This window comes from Bacillota bacterium, assembly GCA_033549065.1.
Lineage (GTDB): Bacteria > Bacillota > Dethiobacteria > DTU022 > DTU022 > JAWSUE01.
Window position 1 is genome coordinate 143,043 of record JAWSUE010000001.1, and the last position, 20,982, is coordinate 164,024.

General features: G+C 42.6%; 19 protein-coding genes and 1 pseudogene. 10 read left to right on the forward strand and 10 right to left on the reverse strand.

Features of this window, described 5'->3' with window-relative positions:
* Window positions 1-10: 10 nt before the first annotated feature.
* From SCJ97_00690 to SCJ97_00700, 3 genes and pseudogenes are all read left to right on the forward strand, one after another.
* Entirely contained in the window at window positions 11-1,828 is a 1,818-nt protein-coding gene (locus SCJ97_00690; protein MDW7738563.1) for a YgiQ family radical SAM protein, read from the forward strand.
* Window positions 1,829-1,831: 3 nt separating this feature from the next.
* A complete protein-coding gene (locus tag SCJ97_00695; protein MDW7738564.1) occupies window positions 1,832-2,512 on the forward strand; it encodes a hypothetical protein in 681 nt (226 codons plus the stop codon).
* A 35-nt stretch (window positions 2,513-2,547) separates the two neighbouring features.
* A pseudogene (locus SCJ97_00700) lies at window positions 2,548-2,808 on the forward strand (HD domain-containing phosphohydrolase).
* Window positions 2,809-2,821: 13 nt separating this feature from the next.
* Here the strand turns inward: SCJ97_00700 and phoU are convergent.
* The 7 genes from phoU to SCJ97_00735 form a co-directional block, all read right to left on the reverse strand.
* Window positions 2,822-3,490 (reverse strand): phosphate signaling complex protein PhoU, encoded by a 669-nt coding sequence (gene phoU, locus SCJ97_00705; protein MDW7738565.1) that lies wholly within the window; start codon window positions 3,488-3,490, stop codon window positions 2,822-2,824.
* 32 nt (window positions 3,491-3,522) lie between these two features.
* Entirely contained in the window at window positions 3,523-4,332 is an 810-nt protein-coding gene (pstB, locus tag SCJ97_00710) for a phosphate ABC transporter ATP-binding protein PstB (GenBank protein ID MDW7738566.1), read from the reverse strand.
* A gap of 97 nt (window positions 4,333-4,429) precedes the next feature.
* Window positions 4,430-5,311 carry a phosphate ABC transporter permease PstA gene (pstA, locus tag SCJ97_00715; protein MDW7738567.1) on the reverse strand — a complete coding sequence of 294 codons (882 nt, stop codon included), beginning with the start codon at window positions 5,309-5,311 and terminating at the stop codon, window positions 4,430-4,432.
* A gap of 3 nt (window positions 5,312-5,314) precedes the next feature.
* On the reverse strand, window positions 5,315-6,169 hold the full coding sequence (gene pstC / locus SCJ97_00720) for a phosphate ABC transporter permease subunit PstC (GenBank protein ID MDW7738568.1): 855 nt from the start codon (window positions 6,167-6,169) through the stop codon (window positions 5,315-5,317).
* Window positions 6,170-6,331: 162 nt separating this feature from the next.
* Window positions 6,332-7,279 carry a phosphate ABC transporter substrate-binding protein gene (locus SCJ97_00725; GenBank protein MDW7738569.1) on the reverse strand — a complete coding sequence of 316 codons (948 nt, stop codon included), beginning with the start codon at window positions 7,277-7,279 and terminating at the stop codon, window positions 6,332-6,334.
* A 105-nt stretch (window positions 7,280-7,384) separates the two neighbouring features.
* Window positions 7,385-9,178 carry an ATP-binding protein gene (locus tag SCJ97_00730; protein ID MDW7738570.1) on the reverse strand — a complete coding sequence of 598 codons (1,794 nt, stop codon included), beginning with the start codon at window positions 9,176-9,178 and terminating at the stop codon, window positions 7,385-7,387.
* A 37-nt stretch (window positions 9,179-9,215) separates the two neighbouring features.
* A complete protein-coding gene (locus SCJ97_00735; protein MDW7738571.1) occupies window positions 9,216-9,959 on the reverse strand; it encodes a response regulator transcription factor in 744 nt (247 codons plus the stop codon).
* Between the two features lie 176 nt (window positions 9,960-10,135).
* Here SCJ97_00735 and SCJ97_00740 point away from each other — a divergent pair, with 176 nt between their 5' ends.
* The 4 genes from SCJ97_00740 to nifJ all read left to right on the forward strand — a co-directional run bounded on the left by SCJ97_00740 (window position 10,136) and on the right by nifJ (window position 15,956).
* Window positions 10,136-10,432, forward strand: a complete 297-nt coding sequence (locus tag SCJ97_00740) for a hypothetical protein (GenBank protein ID MDW7738572.1) — start codon at window positions 10,136-10,138, stop codon at window positions 10,430-10,432.
* Window positions 10,433-10,559: 127 nt separating this feature from the next.
* Entirely contained in the window at window positions 10,560-12,089 is a 1,530-nt protein-coding gene (locus tag SCJ97_00745) for a sodium:solute symporter family protein (GenBank protein MDW7738573.1), read from the forward strand.
* Window positions 12,090-12,242: a hypothetical protein gene (locus tag SCJ97_00750; protein ID MDW7738574.1), complete on the forward strand. Its 153-nt coding sequence runs from the start codon at window positions 12,090-12,092 to the stop codon at window positions 12,240-12,242.
* 180 nt (window positions 12,243-12,422) lie between these two features.
* Window positions 12,423-15,956, forward strand: coding sequence for a pyruvate:ferredoxin (flavodoxin) oxidoreductase (gene nifJ / locus SCJ97_00755; protein MDW7738575.1), 3,534 nt, complete (start codon window positions 12,423-12,425; stop codon window positions 15,954-15,956).
* Between the two features lie 69 nt (window positions 15,957-16,025).
* On the opposite strand, the gene SCJ97_00760 is transcribed toward nifJ, so the two are convergent.
* From SCJ97_00760 to SCJ97_00770, 3 genes are read right to left on the reverse strand one after another with little or no spacing between them, the layout of a single operon-like run.
* Window positions 16,026-16,649 (reverse strand): nitroreductase family protein, encoded by a 624-nt coding sequence (locus SCJ97_00760; GenBank protein ID MDW7738576.1) that lies wholly within the window; start codon window positions 16,647-16,649, stop codon window positions 16,026-16,028.
* Window positions 16,642-17,463, reverse strand: a complete 822-nt coding sequence (locus SCJ97_00765; GenBank protein ID MDW7738577.1) for a patatin-like phospholipase family protein — start codon at window positions 17,461-17,463, stop codon at window positions 16,642-16,644. The genes SCJ97_00760 and SCJ97_00765 overlap by 8 nt, the downstream gene beginning before the upstream one ends.
* Before the next feature lie 33 nt (window positions 17,464-17,496).
* The gene (locus SCJ97_00770) at window positions 17,497-18,261 is read right to left on the reverse strand and encodes a type III pantothenate kinase (protein MDW7738578.1); all 765 of its coding nucleotides are present in this window, start codon (window positions 18,259-18,261) and stop codon (window positions 17,497-17,499) included.
* Window positions 18,262-18,456: 195 nt separating this feature from the next.
* Between SCJ97_00770 and SCJ97_00775 the strand changes: the two genes are divergently transcribed.
* From SCJ97_00775 to SCJ97_00785, 3 genes are read left to right on the forward strand one after another with little or no spacing between them, the layout of a single operon-like run.
* Window positions 18,457-19,776, forward strand: coding sequence for a CPBP family intramembrane glutamic endopeptidase (locus tag SCJ97_00775; GenBank protein ID MDW7738579.1), 1,320 nt, complete (start codon window positions 18,457-18,459; stop codon window positions 19,774-19,776).
* A gap of 18 nt (window positions 19,777-19,794) precedes the next feature.
* Complete coding sequence (gene folE, locus SCJ97_00780; GenBank protein ID MDW7738580.1) at window positions 19,795-20,361, forward strand: GTP cyclohydrolase I FolE; 567 nt, start codon at window positions 19,795-19,797, stop codon at window positions 20,359-20,361.
* A gap of 21 nt (window positions 20,362-20,382) precedes the next feature.
* Window positions 20,383-20,877, forward strand: coding sequence for an HD domain-containing protein (locus SCJ97_00785; GenBank protein MDW7738581.1), 495 nt, complete (start codon window positions 20,383-20,385; stop codon window positions 20,875-20,877).
* The last annotated feature ends 105 nt before the right edge of the window (window positions 20,878-20,982 follow it).

Consider the following 20,982-nt stretch of genomic DNA (forward strand, 5'->3'; position numbering starts at 1 on the left):
GGCGGACTAAATGACAAATTACTTTTTGCCCATTTCAGTTGAAGATATGAAAAGCAGGGGTTGGGACACCCTCGATTTTATTTTGATCAGCGGGGATGCATATGTAGATCACCCTTCATTTGGTACTGCCATCGTAAGCAGACTGCTTGAGGCAAAAGGATTTAGAGTTGGCATAATTGCTCAACCGGATTGGAAAAATATAAACGAATTCAAAAAACTTGGAAAACCAAAATTTGCATTCTTAGTTACATCAGGAAACATAGATTCAATGGTCAGTCACTATACAGTAGCAAAAAAAAGAAGAAAATCTGATCTATACAGCCCCGGAGGCAAAACCGGTCATCGGCCGGATCGGGCTCTTACCATTTATTCAAAAATGGCCAGAATCGCATACCCGGATACCCCTATAATTATCGGCGGAATTGAAGCGAGCCTGCGCAGGTTGGCTCATTATGACTATTGGGATGACAAGGTGCATCGTTCAGTTTTACTCGATGCCGGAGCTGATCTTTTAGTTTACGGCATGGGCGAAAATGCCCTGATCGAAATTGCAGAAGCGATGGAAAGCGGACTTAATATAGAAGATATTACCTATGTCAAAGGTACTGTTTATTCTGCAAAAAATATAGATTTTCCTGAGGATTTTTTGGTCCTTCCATCATTTTCCAAGATCACCTCATCAAGGGATGCTTATGCCAAAAGCTTTATAAACCAGTACAATAATACCGATCACATAACAGCCAAAAGTCTGGCTGAACCTTATGGCGGTATTTATGTTATCCAAAATCCACCGGCTGAACCTCTCTCCACAGATGAACTTGATATGGTCTATCGTCTTCCCTATCAAAAAACATTCCACCCGGTATATGGAAAAACCGGTGGAGTACCGGCTTTAAAAGAAGTTAGATTTAGTATTGTCAGCAGCAGGGGCTGTTTCGGTGGTTGCAGTTTCTGTTCCCTTCACTTCCACCAGGGAAGAATCATTCAGAACAGAAGCACTGAAGCTGTAATTGAAGAAACGAAAACATTGATTAAAGAGCCCGATTTTAAAGGATATATTCATGATGTTGGCGGCCCGACGGCAAATTTCTATCAAAAAGCCTGTACCAAACAGGTTAAATACGGTTCATGCATGGAACGTCAGTGTCTTTCTCCCGATCCATGTAATAATTTGATTGTCGACCACAGCAAATATTTAAAACTGCTCAGACAGCTGCGCAGCCTGGAAGGAGTAAAAAAAGTATTTGTTCGATCCGGAATCCGTTATGATTATCTTCTACTTGAAAAAAATAACGCTTTTTTCGAAGAGCTGTGCGAATATCACATCAGCGGCCAATTGAAAGTAGCGCCTGAGCATGCATCAAAAAAAGTACTCAGCAAAATGGGTAAACCTGAAATAAAAGTCTATCTTGATTTTAAAAAAAGATATAAAAAAATTAATGGTAAGTTAGGAAAAGACCAGTACCTGGTGCCCTATTTCATGTCTAGCCACCCGGGAGCAGATCTTGAAGCTGCTGTTGAGCTTGCCACATTTATAAAAAATCACGAACACTACCCTGAACAGGTTCAGGATTTTTATCCAACTCCCGGCACATTATCAACCTGCATGTATTATACTGAAAAAGATCCACGCACTATGGAAAAAATATATATTCCCAAATCACCACATGAAAAAGCAATACAACGTGCATTGATCCAATTTAAAAACCCAAAAAATTACCAGCTTGTTTGTGAAGCACTTAAAAAAACCGGCCGTAAAGACTTGATCGGATACGGAAGAAAATGCCTGGTTAAACCACGAAAGCAAAAGTTAAAAAAACGGAGTTAAGCGATGAACTTACATTCAGGAACAGCTGATCGAATCAAATTTCGCAGAAGCGTGCTAAGATATACAGCTCTTTTTTCAGGGCTTTTTATAATTGCCAATGGTATAGTTTTTACCATAAATGCAAATCTGGGTGTAAATCCCTGGGATGTGCTGCATATCGGGATCGCCAACCAGACCGGGATCACTATAGGCCGGGTAATGCAGGGCATAGGATTATTACTGATCTTTGTCAGTTATCTGCTCAGGGTAAAACTTTTTCTCGGAACTATCCTGAACATGATCTTTCTCGGTCTATTTGTAGATTTAATAATTGGCTGGGACTATATTCCTCATCCTGATTACCTTTGGCTGAGAATTATATTTTATCTATTCGGAGTAATATTGTTTGGTTTCGGCGTTGCTTTTTACATCAGTCCGAATCTCGGTGCCGGCCCTAGAGATAGTCTCATGTTAGCCCTGACCAGGGCTTCAAAACTTAAAGCTGGAACAGTAAGAACTTTTATGGAAGTTACAGTTGCTATAATCGGTTATTTACTTGGAGGCCCGCTTGGAATAGGAACCTTTATTTTTGCCCTATCCATCGGCCTTTTTATGGAATTGGGTTTTTCTTCTGTCCGATGGATTAAAAGAACCGCTATTTACATGCGAGTATGGTCTTTCAATGAAAAGGATTATTCAGATTAGTGCTTAATAATATATATCATTCAAAGTGATTGCAGGTGACCAAGCATCATGAATACTGGAATGGCAGTGGTTATCCTCTTGGTCTGAAAGAAGACGAAATTCCGATCGAATGTCGTATCCTGGCTATAGCCGATGCCTTTGACGCCATGACCAGTGATCGGCCTTACCGAAAAGCCATGAGTGCAGCAGCCGCTATTCAAGAACTGAAAAAAAATGCCGGATCACAATTTGATCCCAACCTGGTTAAAACATTCCTCACTATCATCAATGAGTATAAACAGGATAAGCAGGATTAATAATATTAATTGGTTATTCATTCAGGTTTAGCTTTTTACCGGTAACAAGGAAAATAACCTCTTCTGCAATATTGGTGGCATGATCTGATATACGCTCCAACCAGCGGCCGACAAAAAGCAACTGCGTTGCCTGAGTTATGGTTTTCGGATTTTCCATCATAATTGTGAGCAGTTCCCTGAAGATCTGACCAAACAGGTTATCCACCTCATCATCATCCTGCCCGACAGCTTCTGCCAACGTAATATCTTCCCGCACGTAGGCATCAAGTGACTGTTTAACCATCTTTTGGCTTAATATAGCCATCCTGGGAATGTCAACCAAAGGTTTAATCAAAGGCTGGTGTCCGATTCTTATGGTTATTTTCGCTATACTGGTTGCGTAGTCAGCCATCCTTTCCAGATCGCTGATCATTTTAAACAGTGTGGCAACCCGGCGTAAATCCCTGGCCATCGGCTGTTGGGTTGCAATTACCTCAAGACATTTCCCTTCAATTTCCCGCTCGAGATCATCGATAATATCGTCTCCATCTATTACTTTCTGAGCCAGCCCGAGATCCTGTTTTTTTAGGGATTCGATCGAACGCGCAATGGATTCTTCAACAAGACTGCCCATTTCCTGAAGTTTTTCCAGTAATAAATGCATCTTTTCCTCAAAAACTATTTTACGTTCAGTATGTTCCATTCTATCCACAAATATCTCTCCTTTAAGCGGGCTTAACCAAATCGCCCGGTGATATAATCTTCAGTCCTCTGATCCCCGGGATTGGTGAATATTTCTGAGGTTTTCCCCCACTCCACCATCTCTCCCTGCAGGAAGAAACCCGTGTTATCTGAAATCCTTGCTGCCTGCTGCATGTTATGGGTAACTATTATTATTGTATAGTTTTCACAGAGTTCCCGGATTAAATCTTCTATCCTCTGGGTTGCAATCGGATCAATTGCCGATGTCGGTTCATCCATTAAAAGTATTCTCGGCTGAACAGCTAACGCACGGGCAATGCACAGCCTCTGCTGCTGCCCTCCCGAAAGTGAAAGTGCCGGCTCATGGAGACGATCTTTTACTTCATCCCAGAGAGCTCCCCCCTTTAAGCTTTCCTCCACGATCCGGCTTAATTGTTCTTTATTGCGCAAGCCATGAATTCGAGGGCCATAGGCAACATTTTCAAAGATACTTTTCGGGAAAGGGTTGGGCTGTTGAAATACCATGCCTACGTTCTTTCTTAGCTCCACTACATCGAAGGACTGATCATAAATATTTTCTCCATGAATAGTGACAGTGCCTTCAAGACGGGTTCCGGGGATTAGATCATTCATCCGGTTTAAAACCCGGAGAAATGTTGATTTCCCGCATCCCGAAGGGCCGATCAGGGCGGCAACGCCTTTTTCCCTTACTTCAAGGTTAATATCAAAAAGGGCCTGTTTCGAATCATAGTAGAAATTTAGATTTTGAACTTTAACTTCGCAATAACCGTTGTTGTTTATTCGATTGTTTATATAAGAATTACTATTTTTTATCTGAATCATCTTAATCGGTTCCTTGTCAAAAAGAACCTGCGCACACTCCCCTCATAAAAAAATATTTTAAAATACAAGTTATTATGAAACATCCACTGGCTAAGCATTAAAGACCTTTAGCCATTCTGCTTCGATAATGTTTGCGAAGCAGTATTGCCACCAGGTTAAGGAGGCAAACAAGTACTACAAGAACCAGCGCTGTACCGTATGCAATGGGACGAACTATAGCCAGGGCGTGATGCTGGGTAGACATAATAAATAGATGATATGGCAGCGCCATAAACTGGCTCTTAATTGAGTCAGGTAGAAAGGGTAAAAAGAAGGCCGCTCCGGTTGCCAGTATGGGAGCTGTTTCACCAGCGGCCCGGGCCAATCCGAGAATTGTACCGGTCAATATCCCGGGAATCGCCCGGGGTAGAACTACTGTCCGAATCACCTGCCAGCGAGTTGCGCCCAGGGCGAATGAACCTGCCCGGTAAGCACGGGGAACTGTAATCAGAGCTTCCTCAGCTGCAGTTACAATAACCGGCAGCGTTAAAAGACCGAGTGTAAAACCGGCAGCAATCAGAGAAGGGCTGAAACCGAATAATTTAACAAATACAGCCATCCCGAACAGACCGAAAACTATTGAAGGAACACCGGCCAGGTTGCGCAGGGACATCCGGACCAGTCTTGTGAATCGATCCTGAGCCGCATATTCATTGAGATAAATTGCAGCAGCAACTCCAATCGGAACAGCAAATGCTATAGTAATTAGCGTCACATAAACCGTACCTACGATAGCCGGGAAAATACCTCCCTCGGTCATTCCTTTTCTGGGGGCTGCAGTGATAAATTCCCAATTGATCACCCCGATACCCTTGGAGAAAATATCATAAATGATAAAGAGAAGGACAAGTATAACTATCGCCAGGGCAAAGCGTAAAAACCAGTAACCGATCATTTCGGCTCCGCGCCATTCCGCTTTTTGTTGGTTTTTATTGATCATTTTTTATTTATTCACCTCCGGCTTACGGCGGATAAGGATATCAGCGATAAGGTTAACAATGAAAGTAATTGTAAATAAAACCAAACCAACAACAAACAAGGCATGAAAATGAACCGAGCCAAAGACAACATCACCGATATCTATAGCAATATTTGCGCTCAGGGTTCTAACCGAATCGAGAAATGAAGAAGGCCGGGCAATCATATTTCCGGTTACCATCAATACGGTCATTGTTTCACCAATCGCTCTACCCATTCCGAGCATAGCGGCAGCTGTTATCCCGGAAAAAGCAGCTGGAACTGTAACTTTCCAGATCGTCTGCCAGCGGGTACCCCCAAGGGCCAGGGAAGCATGGCGATATTCTTTTGGTACCGCTGTAATAGCATCTTCAGCCAGGGTTATGATCGTCGGCAATGCCATAATACCCACCAAAATTGCTCCGTTTAAGGCATTGATTCCATTAGGCAATCCAAAAATATTTGCTATGATCGGCGAAAGAACAACTAAACCGATAAAACCGAGCACAACTGAAGGTATCCCTGCAAGGACTTCTACAACCGGTTTAATGAGTTCTCTTTCCCAGGGAGCTGCTATTTCAGATAGGTAAGCTGCTGCTGCAATTCCAAGAGGAACAGCAAAAACCAGGGCCCCGGCAGTAACCATGAAAGTTCCTAAAATAAAATTATTGATGCTGTAGGTAGGTTCTCCATAAGCTCCCGGTCGCCATACTCCGGAGGTAAAAAAAGCGCGTAAACCGACTTCGCCAAACGCGGGAATACTATTGGAAAGCAGGGTAAAAAGAATCCCTGCCAAAAAAAGAATAATGGCAATTCCGCTCGCCCAAAAAATGAATTTCATAATTTTTTCTGTCCAGAAGTGCAAGTTAATCCTCCTTTCAGTAAACCCGGCTGTGAGAAGTTAAGCTGCCCCGCAACCCATCACCGTTTATGAACAGCAGTGAATCGCAGGGCTAAATAGATAGGGTTCATCATTACCATTACTATGTATAAAAATATATTGTTACTCTAGTGCTTTCTTGTTAAACTCTATATCCGCTGCAGTAATCGGATAAAAGCCCTCATCCAGCACTATGCTCTGTCCCGCATCACCTGTTTCAAAGAGTAGAAATTCGAGAATCGCACCACTTGGTTTACCGGTTACACACTGGTACAGGGGCCTTGTGAGAGGATAGTTACCGCTGGTGACATTCTCCAGTACAGTTGGATCGTAAGCTGTAGAGCCTGCATCTTTCGCAATATTAACAGCTTTTACACCTTCACGGTCGGCATATCCAATAGCTGCATATCCAATCCCTCCAACATCACCTGCTACTGCTTCTACAATATCTGAAGTGCCCGGCAGGTTACGCATCTCCGGTGAGTAATCGGCCTGGACTACCAGTTCCATGAAGAACACATAGGTACCGGAGGTGCTTTGCCGGCCGTAGAGGGTTATCTCCTGATCTGCTCCCCCAACTTCCGACCAGTTTGTAATATCTCCACGGTAAATTGCGCCAACCTGATCGACTGTAAGTTCAACAACCGGATTGTTTTCATTAACAACCACAGCAACGCCGTCAGTGGCAAACCGGACTGCAAATGCTTCATCGCCCTGGTTAGCCAGGTGATTTTCCAGTTCAGCATCTTTCATCGGTCTGGACGAGTTGGCGATATCTATACCACCATCGATCAGAGAAGATATGCCCACACCGGAACCACCACCGGTTACAGCTATAGGAATATGAGCATTTTCATTCATAAATTCTTCTGCAAGCCTGGTTACCAGGTTAACTTCCGAATCTGAACCCCCGATCATGATCGAAGCTGATTCAACGGATTCCACTATCTCGTTACCGGCATCATCATCAGATAAAGAATCAGGTGCTGGCTGCTGTCCACAACCGGCAACCAAGATGACCAATAATATAAAAATCAAACCTGCCAAAGCTAGCCACCGTTTCTGTTTCATCGTATACCTCCTGATAAAATAATTTAACCTTGTCCAGAATAGCTGATCAAGGTTAAATAACAAGGTAAAGAAAGTAAAATAAATGTTAAATTCAGGTTAAATACTCTAGCTGTTATTTATAATCGGCAGGCTGAAGCGAAAAAAGGTCCCCAATCCTTCAGTACTGTTAAGAGAATAATAGGCTTTATGCGCTTCCATAATGTGTTTGACAATTGAAAGTCCCAGGCCGGTGCCACCACTTTTCCTGGAACGGGCTTTGTCAACCCTGTAGAAACGTTCAAAAATATAAGGTAAATCCTCTTTTGGAATACCGGGTCCATCATCAGAAATCTCAACCACGGCTTGATCCGACTCCCTAAATATTTTGATGGTGATCCTGCCTCGTTCTTTCCCATGTCGTATACTGTTTTCCAATATATTTATAACCGCCTGGCATAACCACTCAAAATTTCCTGATACCACTAAATGGGATTCAGAGATATCCAGATCTATTGAAACCTCTCTTTGGCTCTGCAGGTCTTGAATTCTTTTTTTCGCTTCGAGAAGCAGTGCTTCCAGATCAATCTTTTCTTTCATGAAAAGCTCTTTTTCATTCTCAATCTGGGCCAGATCGAGTAAACTGTCAATCAGGTTGGTCAGCCTGTTTGTCTCTTTATCAATAATTCTTAAAAAATCAATTAGTTCTTCATTGCTTAGTTTTTCGGTCATAATAGTTTCTGTGTAACCCCTGATTGTTGTTAAGGGAGTGCGCAATTCGTGAGAAACATTCGCCACAAAATCACTACGCATCTTCTCCATTGTCCTCTTTTCAGTTACCTCATGGAAGATAAATAGGCCCCCACTGACTCCTTTGCCATCGGTTGTTAAAGGCAGTAAATAGGCTTCGACAAGCACCGTTCTAGGGTAATAAAGATTAAGCTCAAAATACTGAGATTTACCTTCCCCGTAAACTGTCTTTAACTTTTCAGTAAGAGCATAGTAACGTACTGTTTGTTGGATCGGTTTGCCAGTTACCGCATCCTTATTAACATCAAAGAGTTTTTCGGCTGCCGGGTTGATCAGTTCAATCTTTTGTTCTTGATCGACCATAATTATCCCACTGTTAATCGATGAAACAACAGTATCCAATTTGTTCTTTTCCCAGGTTACCTGATCGATTTTTTTATTCAATGCCCCACCCATTTCTTTGATACTTCTCCCCAGAGCAGTCAACTCATCATTGCCTCCTATTTCCAGTGCCGGGGCGAAATTACCGGCAGAAATTGCCCGGGCTGCCTTGCTGATCTCTCTTATCTGCCCTGTCAGGCGGTGCGATAGTATAACTGAAGCAACAAGTGCTATGATTGATGAGCCCAGTAATGCAGCAAGTATAATATATTTTAATCGGGAGGTTGTATCGTTAATCATAACTAAGGGAAGTGAGATCCTGATTGTTAACGTCCCATCTTCTGTAAACTCCATTAGAGAGGGAATTTCCACGGGAACAGCCAAATAATACATTTCTTCGCCAATTGTAGTGCTGTATCGGATAGAACTACCTTCACCAACAGCGTATGCTTCTATAATTTCGGGTCGTTGGGCGTGATTATCCATAAAGGCAGGAATTTCTGCAGAGTCTGCCAATACTGTACCATCCCTGTTAACCAGTGTGATCCTGAGTCCGAGCTCATGCCCCAACTGCTTACATAAATTATCAATATCTTGGGAACTGGCTCCGCGATCGCTCATTTCGGCGACCAGAGCTTCAACCAATTTAAGTTGTGTGTAGAGGTTTTCATGAAGATTTTTCATGTAAAAATTATTTAGAAACCAGATAAATGACAGCCCCATAATCAGAACAATAAGGGATATAACCAGGATATAGTAAAAAATTAAACGCCACCGAATGCTCGAAAACAAAGGAAGCCCTCCATCTATCCCTACCTACCCCTGCAGATTAATGAAAAGCAAACCTGTAGCCAACACCACGAACAGTTTCAATATAATACGGGTTAGCGGGATCATCTTCAATTTTTTGTCTCAGGTAACGAATGTGGACATCTACGGTTCGGGTGTCAACTTCTACTTCATAACCCCAAACCTTGTCCAATAATAATTCCCTGGTTAAAACTCTACCGGCATTGGACATCAGTAATTCCAGTAATATAAACTCTTTATGGGTCAGAGTTTGTTTTTTCCCTTCGACCGTTACTTCATGCCTTTCTGGATAGAGAACGATATTCCCATGCCTAAGAATCTTTTCAATTATCTCCGGGGAATCCTTTTCAACAGGCATTTTTATGTTTTCTATTCTCCTCAGCATTGCCCTTACCCTGGCCACCAACTCTCTTACACTGAATGGTTTTACCATATAATCATCGGCACCGAGTTCCAATCCTAAAACCTTATCAAGTTCTTCTTTACGGGCGGAGAGGATTAATATTGGGATTGAGACTGTCCTATCATTTCGACGGAGTGCACGGCATACTTCCAGACCGTCCATTTCCGGAAGCATGATATCGAGAATAATCAGATCGGGGGGTTCCTCGATGGCATGATCGAGTGCTTCTCTGCCATTGCCATAACTGCTCACCCGGTACCCCTCTTTACCCAGGTGAAATGATATCAGTCGGACGATATCTTCCTCATCTTCCACAACCATAATATGGCGCTGCTTGCGTTCAGATTTATAATTTTCCATATTTTTATTGTAGCATATCTCCCTTACTCTTAATAATTTATCTTTTACCTTAAACAACTCCGTGAGGAATATTTCACATGCTGGAATAAATATTTCTTTAATTTTCTTCCCTGAAAGAGTAAAATTGAGACAGGGAAATAATATTTTTACAATCTGGCAGGAAAGCCGGCTTAGCGATGAGGTACTTAATTGCCTTCATAATATTGTTGCTTTTTCCCCTGGCCCTTTTCTCAGTTACCATTACTGAAAAAACTGCGGCAACGATCAATGAATATGCCGAGATTAACGAAGAATTATGCCGTGATGAACAGGTAGAACGCTGCGACTCCTTAATAAGGCCCAATGTTTTTTCAGATGTTAAAACCCCCAATAAAAAAAGCTTATTTAACTGTATCGGTTCATTAAACAAAGAGGCATTAAATGTCCGTACCTGCAGCAAACTTCATATCAGACTGAAGATCCTCCGCATTTAGAAAAAGACCCACCCCGTTATCTGTTTTCAGCTATTGATAAGATCAAAAAGAATTGCTTATCAGTGACCCCTGGCAGTTATAAGTTGCATAAAATGATTAATAAAACAGGTTATAGGTGGTGAATCTAATGGGTGAGATGGAATTAAGTATTAATATGACCTGGCTGGACTGGATAATTGTTCTAGTCTACCTGGCCGGGATGATTTATGTCGGACTTTTCTTCCAAAAGAAAAATAAGAACTTTGAAGACTACTTTCTCGCTTCAAAGGGCATCACAATGCCTCTGTTGATCGGCACGCTGGTGTCAACTTTCTTTGGCCTTGATACACTTTTTGGCACCTCTGAAATAGGCTTCTATGAAGGTGTAACAGCTTTCTTCGCTTATGCGCTTCCTTATACCGGCATGTATATACTGATGGGTTTCCTCGCGCCAAAATTCCGAGAACTTAACAGCAATACGTTTGTAGATATTATGGCAGAACATTACGGGAAATTAACCCGGGTCATATCAGCACTCTGTTCATTCTTCTATTCAATCAATACGATGGAAATGATGGGTATGGGGTTTATTTTCGCTTTGATTTTTAAAATACCCTTTTCGGTCGGTGTCCTGATCGCAGCTGTGATCGTCGTTGTTTACACTTACACAGGAGGCTTATGGGCGGTTGCGACCACCGATATGGTCCAGTTTCTTGTTATGGCCGTTACCCTCGGAGTTGCGCTGATAATCTGCTGGGTTGATGTAGGAGGCTATAGCGGAGTTTATACCGGGCTTACGGCCTACCTTGGAGAGGATCCATGGTACTACTTCTCCCCATCCGGCGGATATCTGACAGCCGGGGTAATCATTGCTTATGCGTTAACTTCACTTGCAGTATTATGTGAACCTGCATTTCTGCAACGTATTTTTGCAGCCAGAAGCCCTAAAGAAGCGCGAAATGCCCTGCTGATTGGGACTCCAATCTGGACTGCCTACGAATTTGCCTGCTGCATGCTTGGAATTACAGCTGTTGCGGTTGTGGGACTTGGTTTGATGGGAGAACCTCATGCCAACCAGGCTTTAATCGCTGTGGTTGCCAAGTATATCCCGGCCGGATTTATGGGACTATTTCTTGCCGGTGTTCTTGCGGCTGCCATGTCTACCGCCGACTCCTATTTTTTGGTTTCTTCCGGTAACCTTGTATATGATATATACCGCCCCATTTTCAGGCCAGATCTTGAAGAGGATAAGTTGGTTGCATATACCAAGAGAGCAGTCCTGATTTCTGCAATTGTTTCTGTAAGCCTGGCCTTTTACTTCGAACGGATCATGGGAGTTTGGGTTTTCCAGGCCAGTATAATCATTAATACAGTGCTAATCCCACTTTATATTGCTGTTTTTCTAAAAAAATTCAAATTTACCAAACTGAGTGGAACACTGGCTTCAACTGTAGGGTTTTTTGGTACTATCGGCTATTATCTTGTGATCACTTTTGCCGGATATTTCTCTGAGGATTGGGAGACAATGGTCATAGAGCTCAATATTTTCGGACGTAGCTATGAGCTTTGGCAGGAATACGGTATCTTCCTGATTCCGCCATTTGTCATTCTGGCTTTTATAGTTGGGCAAATTTTCGGAAAAGACCGAGGCGATAGTTCCCTGAAGGGGGTAAATTAAATGACTGGTTGGGATATTGGAGTATATATTACAGGAGCTGTGCTAGTGATAGGCCCAATAGTTGTTTTCATATTTTATCTGAAAGAAATACTTCGTCACATACGCGAAGATGATTTTGGCCGCAAGAAATTCCCTTCAGAAGGTGAACAGTAGTTTAAAAACTGCATAATATGTTGAAGAATTACTTTTTATCCAGGTTAAAGCCGACTGTAAGATTGTCGGCTTTAACCTTGTCATGCTTTCTATAAAATGATAATATTAAGCGGGATTTGCAAACGGTAATATTTGTAAAATAAACCGTTTTCACAACATATATACATGGAGGTGTCTTTGTTGACAAAGAAAGTTGAAACAATGGATGGCAACACAGCTGCTTCATATATTGCTTATGCTTTAAGCGACGTGGCAGCAATTTATCCGATTACACCATCATCACCAATGGCTGAGATATGTGATGAATGGGCTGCTTACGGCCGAAAAAATATTTTTGGTCAAACACTGCGTGTAGCGACAATGCAATCGGAAGCCGGAGCAGCCGGAGCTGTGCATGGTTCACTGGTTAACGGTGCATTAACTACAACATTCACAGCCTCCCAGGGTTTACTTTTAAAAATACCTAATATGTACAAAATATCAGGAGAACTACTGCCTTCAGTATTTCATGTTTCAGCAAGAGCTCTCTCTACACACGCATTATCAATTTTTGGTGATCACTCAGATGTAATGGCTGCCAGGCAAACAGGATTTGCCATGATTGCTTCTGCTTCAGTTCAGGAAGTCATGGATCTTGCCCTGGTAGCTCATTTAAGTACTTTAAAAACGAGGGTGCCTTTTTTACACTTCTTTGATGGATTCCGCACATCACATGAAGTGCAGAAGATTGAGTTAATCGATTATGAAGATATAAAAAAAATAGTAGACTGGGAAGCTATTAAGGCATTCCGCAGCCGCGCTCTCAACCCTGAAAAGCCGCACCAGCGCGGAACTGCCCAAAACCCTGATATTTATTTCCAGAACCGCGAAGCAGCAAACCGTTTCTACATAGAGACACCGGAAAAAGTTGCTGCTGTGATGGACCAGGTTTATGAACTTACCGGAAGGCGATACAAATTATTTGATTATTGTGGAGATCCCGAAGCAGAATCTGTAATCATCTGTATGGGTTCGGCCTGTGAGACTGTAGAAGAAACAATTAATTATCTGAATAGCCAGGGTGAAAAGCTTGGCCTGGTTAAAGTACGTTTATACCGTCCTTTCTCGAGGGAGCATTTTTTAGCGGCTCTTCCTTCCAGCTGCAAGCGTATTGCTGTCCTTGATCGAACCAAGGAGCCAGGCGCCCTGGGAGAACCTCTCTACGAGGATGTTTGCACAGCTTTAATGGAAGCAGGAAGAACACCAATGGTTATAGGCGGCCGCTACGGCCTGGGTTCCAAAGAATTTAACCCCTGTATGGCTAAAGCAGTGTTCGATAACCTTAATTCCGAAAAACCAAAAAACCACTTTACTGTCGGTATAACAGACGATGTTACCCATACCTCACTGATTAAACCTGATTGTCTATACACAACTCCTGAAGGGACCTATCGGGCAAAATTTTTCGGACTGGGAGCAGACGGCACTGTCGGCGCCAATAAAAACAGTATTATTATTATCGGTAACAACACCAATCAATATGCCCAGGGCTACTTTGTTTATGACTCGAAGAAGTCAGGAGGTATAACCGTATCGCACTTACGTTTCGGACCGGAAAAGATCCGTTCAACTTACCTGATTGATCAGGCAGATTTTATTGCCTGCCACAATCCTTCTTTCGTAACCCGTTACGACATACTTGAAGGCATTAAAAATAACGGTGTCTTTCTCCTTAACTCCGATTGGAGTGTAAAAGATATGAACGATCATCTCCCGGCAGAAATGAAACAGACTATAGCCAGGAAACACCTAAGGTTCTTCAATATTGACGCCTTCCAGATAGCAGGGGAAATAGGACTGGGCGGACGGATAAATGTAATTATGCAAGCTGCCTTCTTTAAACTGGCGGGTGTTATCGACTCCGAACTGGCATTCAAAGAAATTGAAAAAATGATTAACAAATCATATGGCAAAAAAGGCGCCGAAATTGTAGCCAAAAACGTTTCGGCCATATATAAAACAGTCGAAGCTCTGGAAGAAATAAAATACCCGGAAAGTTGGGCTACTTCAACAACCGGCGCAACCTTTGTTCCGGAGGATGCACCAAAGTATGTATGTGAAACCATATATCCGATGACAGAACTGAAAGGCGATCAACTTCCCGTCAGTGCTTTCAATCCTGATGGTACAGTCCCCACGGCAACAACCCGGTATGAAAAGAGAGGAATCGCCATCCAGGTGCCGATATGGATTTCCGAAAATTGTATCCAGTGTAACCAGTGCTCATTTGTCTGCCCCCATGCCTGTATAAGGCCTTACCTGTCCAGGCCGGAAGATCTTGACGGAGCCCCTGAAGGATTTATAACGCTTGACGGCAGCAGTAAGGATATTAAAGGATTAAAATACAGGATCCAGGTATCACCATTGGACTGCACAGGTTGTGGGAACTGCGTTGACGTTTGCCCGGCAAAAGAAAAAGCGCTCGAGATGAAACCTCTGGAGGAAGTAAAAGCAGTCGAAGATGCCTGTTACCGATTTGCCGAGAGTCTGCCCGAACTGGATCTGGATATATCGCCCGCAACTGTCCGGGGCAGTCAGTTCCATAAACCTTTATTTGAATTTTCCGGAGCCTGTGGTGGATGCGGAGAAACCCCCTATATCAAAGTTATAACTCAACTATTCGGCAACCGTATGATCATTGCCAATGCAACCGGTTGCTCATCAATATATGGAGGCAATGCCCCAACTGTACCCTATACAGTTGACAGCAAGGGCCGGGGCCCGGCCTGGGCAAGTTCCCTCTTTGAAGATAATGCTGAATTTGGTTATGGTTATTATCTTGGTGTGACCCAGCAGAGGGAACGATTAACAGCACTGGTTCAACAGGCACAGCAAACAGGAATATCGGGTTCACTACATGATGCCCTTCAGCAGTGGTTGGATGTAAAGGATGAAGGTGAACCTTCGCTAAAGGCTGCAGATAAAGTACGTGAGCTCATGGAAATAGAAGAAACTAGAACAGATAATGCCGAAATTCTGAATCAAATCAGGGAAAATGCCAGTCTGTTACCAAAGCGTTCTATCTGGATCTTTGGCGGAGATGGCTGGGCTTATGATATCGGTTTTGGCGGACTTGATCATGTAATTGCCACCGGTGCAGATGTAAATATACTGGTTATGGATACTGAAGTTTACTCAAATACAGGAGGCCAATCTTCAAAAGCCACCCCGATTGCAGCGATAGCAAAATTTGCAGCTGCCGGTAAAGAAATGCGCAAGAAAGATCTCGGTCTGATGGCGGTTACTTATGGATACGTTTATGTTGCCATGGTATCAATGGGAGCAAATAAAAATCAATTCCTGAAAGCTATTTTGGAAGCTGAAGCTTACCCGGGCCCGTCTCTGATAATAGCTTATTCGCCCTGTATCGCTCATGGCATTGATATGAGCAAGAGCCAAAGAGAAGGAAAACTGGCTGTTGAATCCGGATACTGGCCGCTTTATCGTTATAACCCATTATTGGCCCGGGAAGGTAAGAACCCCTTCATCCTGGATTCAAAAGAGCCTAAAGAGGATTTACGTTCTTTCATGATGAACGAAGTTCGTTTCCGGGCACTGACCAAGGAGTTCCCGGATCGGGCAAAGTTGCTTTTCGATAAAGCCGAAAAGGTAGCAAAAGAAAGACTTGAAATGTATCGCCAGCTTGCTGAGGTGCATATAGACTCAAATAATTAAAGATAGCTTTTATAAAATCGAATAAAACCAAGAAGGGAGGTGCATTTCGTAGAGCACCTCCTTTTTCTTTCAGTCAGCTTTTATTTTTATCAGTAGCTCATCGCGCTTAAGGCGGGGGCGGGGTGGTGGAGTTTCTGCAGGATAACCGACAGGCAGTAATACGACCGGTTCTATCCTGGTGGGAAGGGAAAGCGCTTCACGAACCTGCTGGGCGTCGAAGAGGCGTACCCAGCAGCTCCCCAGACCCAGGGAGGCAGCCATTAAAACCATGTTTTCCACGGCAATGCCCAGATCTAAATATGCCGAAGGCGGAAGGATAACATCATCAACTGACAGTGGCATCTTCCTTTGTTTAATATAATATCCAGCTTCTTTGCTGACCACCTGGGCTTCAATAAGTTCCTGCATTCTTTTTTCAACCAAATCACGGGTAAATGAGCTTCGATCCAGGCAGCAGAGAAAGAGTGCCGGGGCTTCCAGAACAAAAGGCTGTATTACAGCATTCTTAATAATATTCTTTTCTTTTTCACTGGTCATCAGGATAAACCTCCAGGGCTGACGGTTTGTCCCTGAAGGTGCCAGGCGGGCAGCTTCGATAATCATTTCCAGGTGTTCATCGTCTACCGGACAGGATTTAAATTTTCTGATGCTTCGCCGGTTTTTAATTATATCCTGGCAATATTGCTTATTCATCAGCCCACCTCGTTTTATCCTTTCGCTTTTTCAACCATCTAGCTATACGCCCGGGTCTCTTTGCCAGATCTATCTCATCCAGGGCTTTCCTGGCAGCTTCATAACCACGATCGATAAGAATTTTTGCTTTGCCGGTATCCCATATTGAAATATCTCCCAGATCCGGTTCGATTAGAACATCAGTATTTTTATATCCGGGAATATCCCTGTGACGTCTTATTATGTCATATGATTGAATCAATACCTCAAAAATATTTCCTGGTTCTTTCTGTAACGGTTTCTGTGCTGAAACATTAACGGCTATTATAAAGTCGATATCCCGGTTTTTCATGTGCGCTGCCGGAACATTATCCAGAAGCCCTCCATCAACCAATATATACTTGTTCCATTTAACGGGAGTAAAAATTCCGGGTATTGCGCAACTGGCTTCCACCGCTTCCGCTACCGGTCCCTTTTCAATTATTACTTCTTTGCCGTGAAGAAGATCAACTGCATTTACAATCAGTGGTATCTTCAATTGTTCGAAAGTAATTTTACCAATGTGTTCTTCAATTTCACTCAACAACAATGAAGATTTTATTAAACCCATACGTGGTATCGATATTTTTATTAAATCTTTCCAGGACATCGATAAAGCAATGTCTATCAAACCTTCCACAGAAATTCCCGAGCAGTAAAAGGCACCAACCAGGCTGCCGGCGCTCGTCCCGGCAATGCAACATGGTTTTACACCGCGTTCTTCTAAATATTTTAAAACGCCAACATGAGCAATACCTCTTGCCGCACCTCCACTCAGGGCAAGACCGATTTTCATCTACTCATCCCCCTCAACTGTTTTGGATTGGTCCTAAGAGTTTCTGCTGCTTATGATGCGGAGTCCTTCGAGAGTCAATAATGGATTAACCTTAACAATGGTTTCTGATTCACGCGCAATTAATAAAGCAAAACCTCCGGTAGCCACTACCAGTGGATTTCCCTCAATTTCTTCGACCATTCTGCGGACTATACCATCTACCTGACCAACAAAGCCATACACAATACCTGACTGCATACTGGTAATTGTATCTCTGCCGATTACTCTACCGGGTCTGATCACCTCAACACGGGGAAGCTTTGCAGCTCTATCGAAGAGAGCTTCCATCGAAATGCCAATCCCGGGAGCAATTGCACCGCCCAGGTAATCCCCTTTTCCGGATATCGCGCAAAATGTAGTAGCTGTTCCAAAATCAACAATTACAAGTGGGCCACCATAAAGATCTAAAGCGGCTACTGCATTTACAATCCGGTCAGCTCCAACTTCACGCGGATTATCCGTTACAATATTCAAACCGGTTTTTACGCCAGGACCGATGATTAGTGGATCAACTTCAAAATATTTAATAGACATTCTTTCCAGTGAATACATAAGTTGAGGAACAACAGATGAAATTGCAACAGCTTTGATATCTTTTAAACTTAAACGGCTGTTGTGCAAAAGGTTTTTTACGATCATTCCCAATTCATCTTCCGTACTTTCGCGCCTGGTTGCCAACCGCCAATATATAAGGATCTTCTCTTCCTGATAAACTCCAAGCATTATATGGGTATTTCCCACATCAATAGCGAGTAGCAAAAAAGTCACCCCATTGCTATGATTTAGATCTATAATTAATCATTGGACATTAACACTATAGCAGATCGGAACTCTTTTGAAAAGAAGACAACTTTATGGTAATATACCAGATGTCTTGTTTGATAAGAAATTCCAGACTATGTCGGAATTGGTTGAAAGCACTCAGACAACATGAGTTATTGAGGAGGAAATTCTGTGCTGCTAAACAAATTAGCCCGAAAAAACTATTTTGTAGCGTTATTAATACTGCTTGGCATTACTACTCTGGCAGTAGTAACAGCTTTTACACTGACAGCTTTAATTCCGGATGCCCTTGGTCGTAACCCTTACCATTATGAGATCACCTCAGTAAGTGAATTTGAACCATGGAAAATCGAAGTTGATGGATTAAATATAAACCTCCCGTCTGGAGGGATAATTGCCACAGTAAATCAAACCGATCGCAAAAGGGGCGTAATAATCCTGGGAGAGGGAATATATCAACAGGATGGTGAGGATCTTGCCGACAAACAGGTAGGCGGTATATTTTTAACTCTGGAGAACTCGCTTTTTGAAGAAATCAGGGGTGGCAATATCTTTATTCCTGTAGAGAATAATGTCCTGCTGGGGGAGATTTCCGCTATAGCCGAAAAACAGGTTGGCATACCACCAATATGGGATGATACAATTCCCTTGTCTTTTCATTCAAGACAAAATGGTCTTGTTTACTACTATTTTCTAACACCTGACGGAAAACCGATTCTGCCGCCGGAAGCCATAACAACAGATACAGGGTTAGGCGGAACATTTATAGTCTATTCGCTCTTTATTATTATTATGATCCTGGTCATCACTATTTTTTCACTCGAACATCGTTATTCTAATCACTGGATACACCTGAGAAAAACCCCTGTAAGCTCGATCAGTATAATCCTGGTTCCTGTAACTGCTGCAACAATATTTATAGCAGAGTATGTAGACTTAAAACTACCATGGGGTGATGACTATTCACAAGGTATAGGATATATTGTTATTATAGTTTTTTTAATTTTGATGCACCGGATTGGTATCATTGATCGTCTGGATTTCGGCTTAAGAAGAGAAAGAATACTTCATGGTTATTTTTTAGCCCTGATTTCAGCAATTTTGATAATCGGCGCCATCAGGAGCCTTCCAGAAGGATTAAGCTTTAACGGGTTGTCTGCAGCAATTCGTTTCCCTTTGATGTTTTTATTCATAGGGCTTCCCAGGGAGATGATCTGGAGAGGTTACATACAAACTATTCTCAGCAGAAAAACCGGAGCAAACAAAGGTTTGATACTAACAATGGTTATTGCTGCTGTAATCCGTCTTGCGGCAGTTTTTATCAATACACCATGGATGCTATATTATCCTTATATCTACCTGGATATTTTAATACTGGCTCCAGGTATCGCAGCCATTCTAGGCTATGTTTACCTGAGAACGGAAAACATTATGGCTCCAGCCCTTATTTACAGCCTTATTGTTTTTTTACCAGACTATATCCTTTACTAGGGAAAGGCGGTTACATGAATGGATAAAGAAAAGATTATTAAAGGTGTGGAAATGATCCTGGAAGCTGTTGGAGAAGACCTAAACCGTGAAGGTTTACGGGGCACACCTTTAAGGGTAGCAAATATGTATTCTGAACTTTTCGGGGGTCTGCTCCAGGATCCCCGGAAACATTTGCAAACATGTTTTGTTGAAGACGGCCACGACGAAATCGTATTGGTCAAAGATATATCATTTTATTCAATGTGTGAACATCATCTTTTGCCTTTCTATGGGAAAGCTCATGTGGCTTACCTGCCGGCAGGGGGCAGGATAGTCGGACTGAGTAAACTTGTGAGAGTCATTGACACTCTGTCTCGCAGGCCGCAGTTACAGGAACGGCTGACCAGCAATGTAGCTGATATTATAACTGACGAATTAAAACCTAAAGGCGTTGTAGTAGTTGTTGAAGCTGAACATCTTTGTATGAGCATCCGAGGAGTCGGAAAACCGGGGTCCGTCACTGTAACCTCTGCTGTAAGAGGCCTGTTTAGAAGAAACCCAAGTTCAAGGATTGAAGTTTTCAGCTTAATTAAGGGAGATCGTTAGTCAGAATCAGGGGATGATCTTATGGAAAGAGTTAATCATATTTTATCTAATCCCTGTTACCATCAGTACCTTCAAAAAATTGCTGATGCAGAAAGCGGAAGGTACTATTGCAAACACCCACTTGAACACTTGTTAACGGTTGCCAGGTTGACTTACCTATTACTGATAGAAAAGGGCAACCCTTTTATTTCCCGGGAAATAGCATATGCTGCGGGCTTACTGCATGATATTGGTCGGTGGCAGGAATATGAAAACGGCACTGATCATGCTGAATATAGCGCCGAATTGGCTGGTCAGATTTTAGTACAGGCAGGTTTTACTACATCTGAGTCAAATATAATAAAACATGCAATTGCCCGGCACCGTAGTAATTATTATACCTCTCCGGAAAACTCACTGCTGGGTAAATTACTTAATAAAGCAGATAAACTGTCACGCCTCTGCTTTAATTGTTCGACCAAAATTGGATGTAACAAAATAGATGTTCAACCACATAAAGAGGAGCTGTTATATTGACCCGGAGTCAAAATCCAATTAAGATTGTCAGTTTAGATCCCCACAGATATTTGTCGGCGAACAAATTAAACTATTCAAACTCCAACATCATAGGAAATATCATCG

Coding starts and splice junctions, on each gene's coding strand:
- SCJ97_00690 (MDW7738563.1), top strand. CDS start 11: ATGACAAATTACTTTTTGCCCATTTCAGTTGAAGATATGAAAAGCAGG.
- SCJ97_00695 (MDW7738564.1), top strand. CDS start 1,832: ATGAACTTACATTCAGGAACAGCTGATCGAATCAAATTTCGCAGAAGC.
- phoU (MDW7738565.1), bottom strand. CDS start 3,490: ATGGAACATACTGAACGTAAAATAGTTTTTGAGGAAAAGATGCATTTA.
- pstB (MDW7738566.1), bottom strand. CDS start 4,332: ATGATTCAGATAAAAAATAGTAATTCTTATATAAACAATCGAATAAAC.
- pstA (MDW7738567.1), bottom strand. CDS start 5,311: ATGATCAATAAAAACCAACAAAAAGCGGAATGGCGCGGAGCCGAAATG.
- pstC (MDW7738568.1), bottom strand. CDS start 6,169: ATGAAATTCATTTTTTGGGCGAGCGGAATTGCCATTATTCTTTTTTTG.
- SCJ97_00725 (MDW7738569.1), bottom strand. CDS start 7,279: ATGAAACAGAAACGGTGGCTAGCTTTGGCAGGTTTGATTTTTATATTA.
- SCJ97_00735 (MDW7738571.1), bottom strand. CDS start 9,959: ATGGAAAATTATAAATCTGAACGCAAGCAGCGCCATATTATGGTTGTG.
- SCJ97_00740 (MDW7738572.1), top strand. CDS start 10,136: ATGAGGTACTTAATTGCCTTCATAATATTGTTGCTTTTTCCCCTGGCC.
- SCJ97_00745 (MDW7738573.1), top strand. CDS start 10,560: ATGGGTGAGATGGAATTAAGTATTAATATGACCTGGCTGGACTGGATA.
- SCJ97_00750 (MDW7738574.1), top strand. CDS start 12,090: ATGACTGGTTGGGATATTGGAGTATATATTACAGGAGCTGTGCTAGTG.
- SCJ97_00760 (MDW7738576.1), bottom strand. CDS start 16,649: ATGAATAAGCAATATTGCCAGGATATAATTAAAAACCGGCGAAGCATC.
- SCJ97_00765 (MDW7738577.1), bottom strand. CDS start 17,463: ATGAAAATCGGTCTTGCCCTGAGTGGAGGTGCGGCAAGAGGTATTGCT.
- folE (MDW7738580.1), top strand. CDS start 19,795: ATGGATAAAGAAAAGATTATTAAAGGTGTGGAAATGATCCTGGAAGCT.
- SCJ97_00785 (MDW7738581.1), top strand. CDS start 20,383: ATGGAAAGAGTTAATCATATTTTATCTAATCCCTGTTACCATCAGTAC.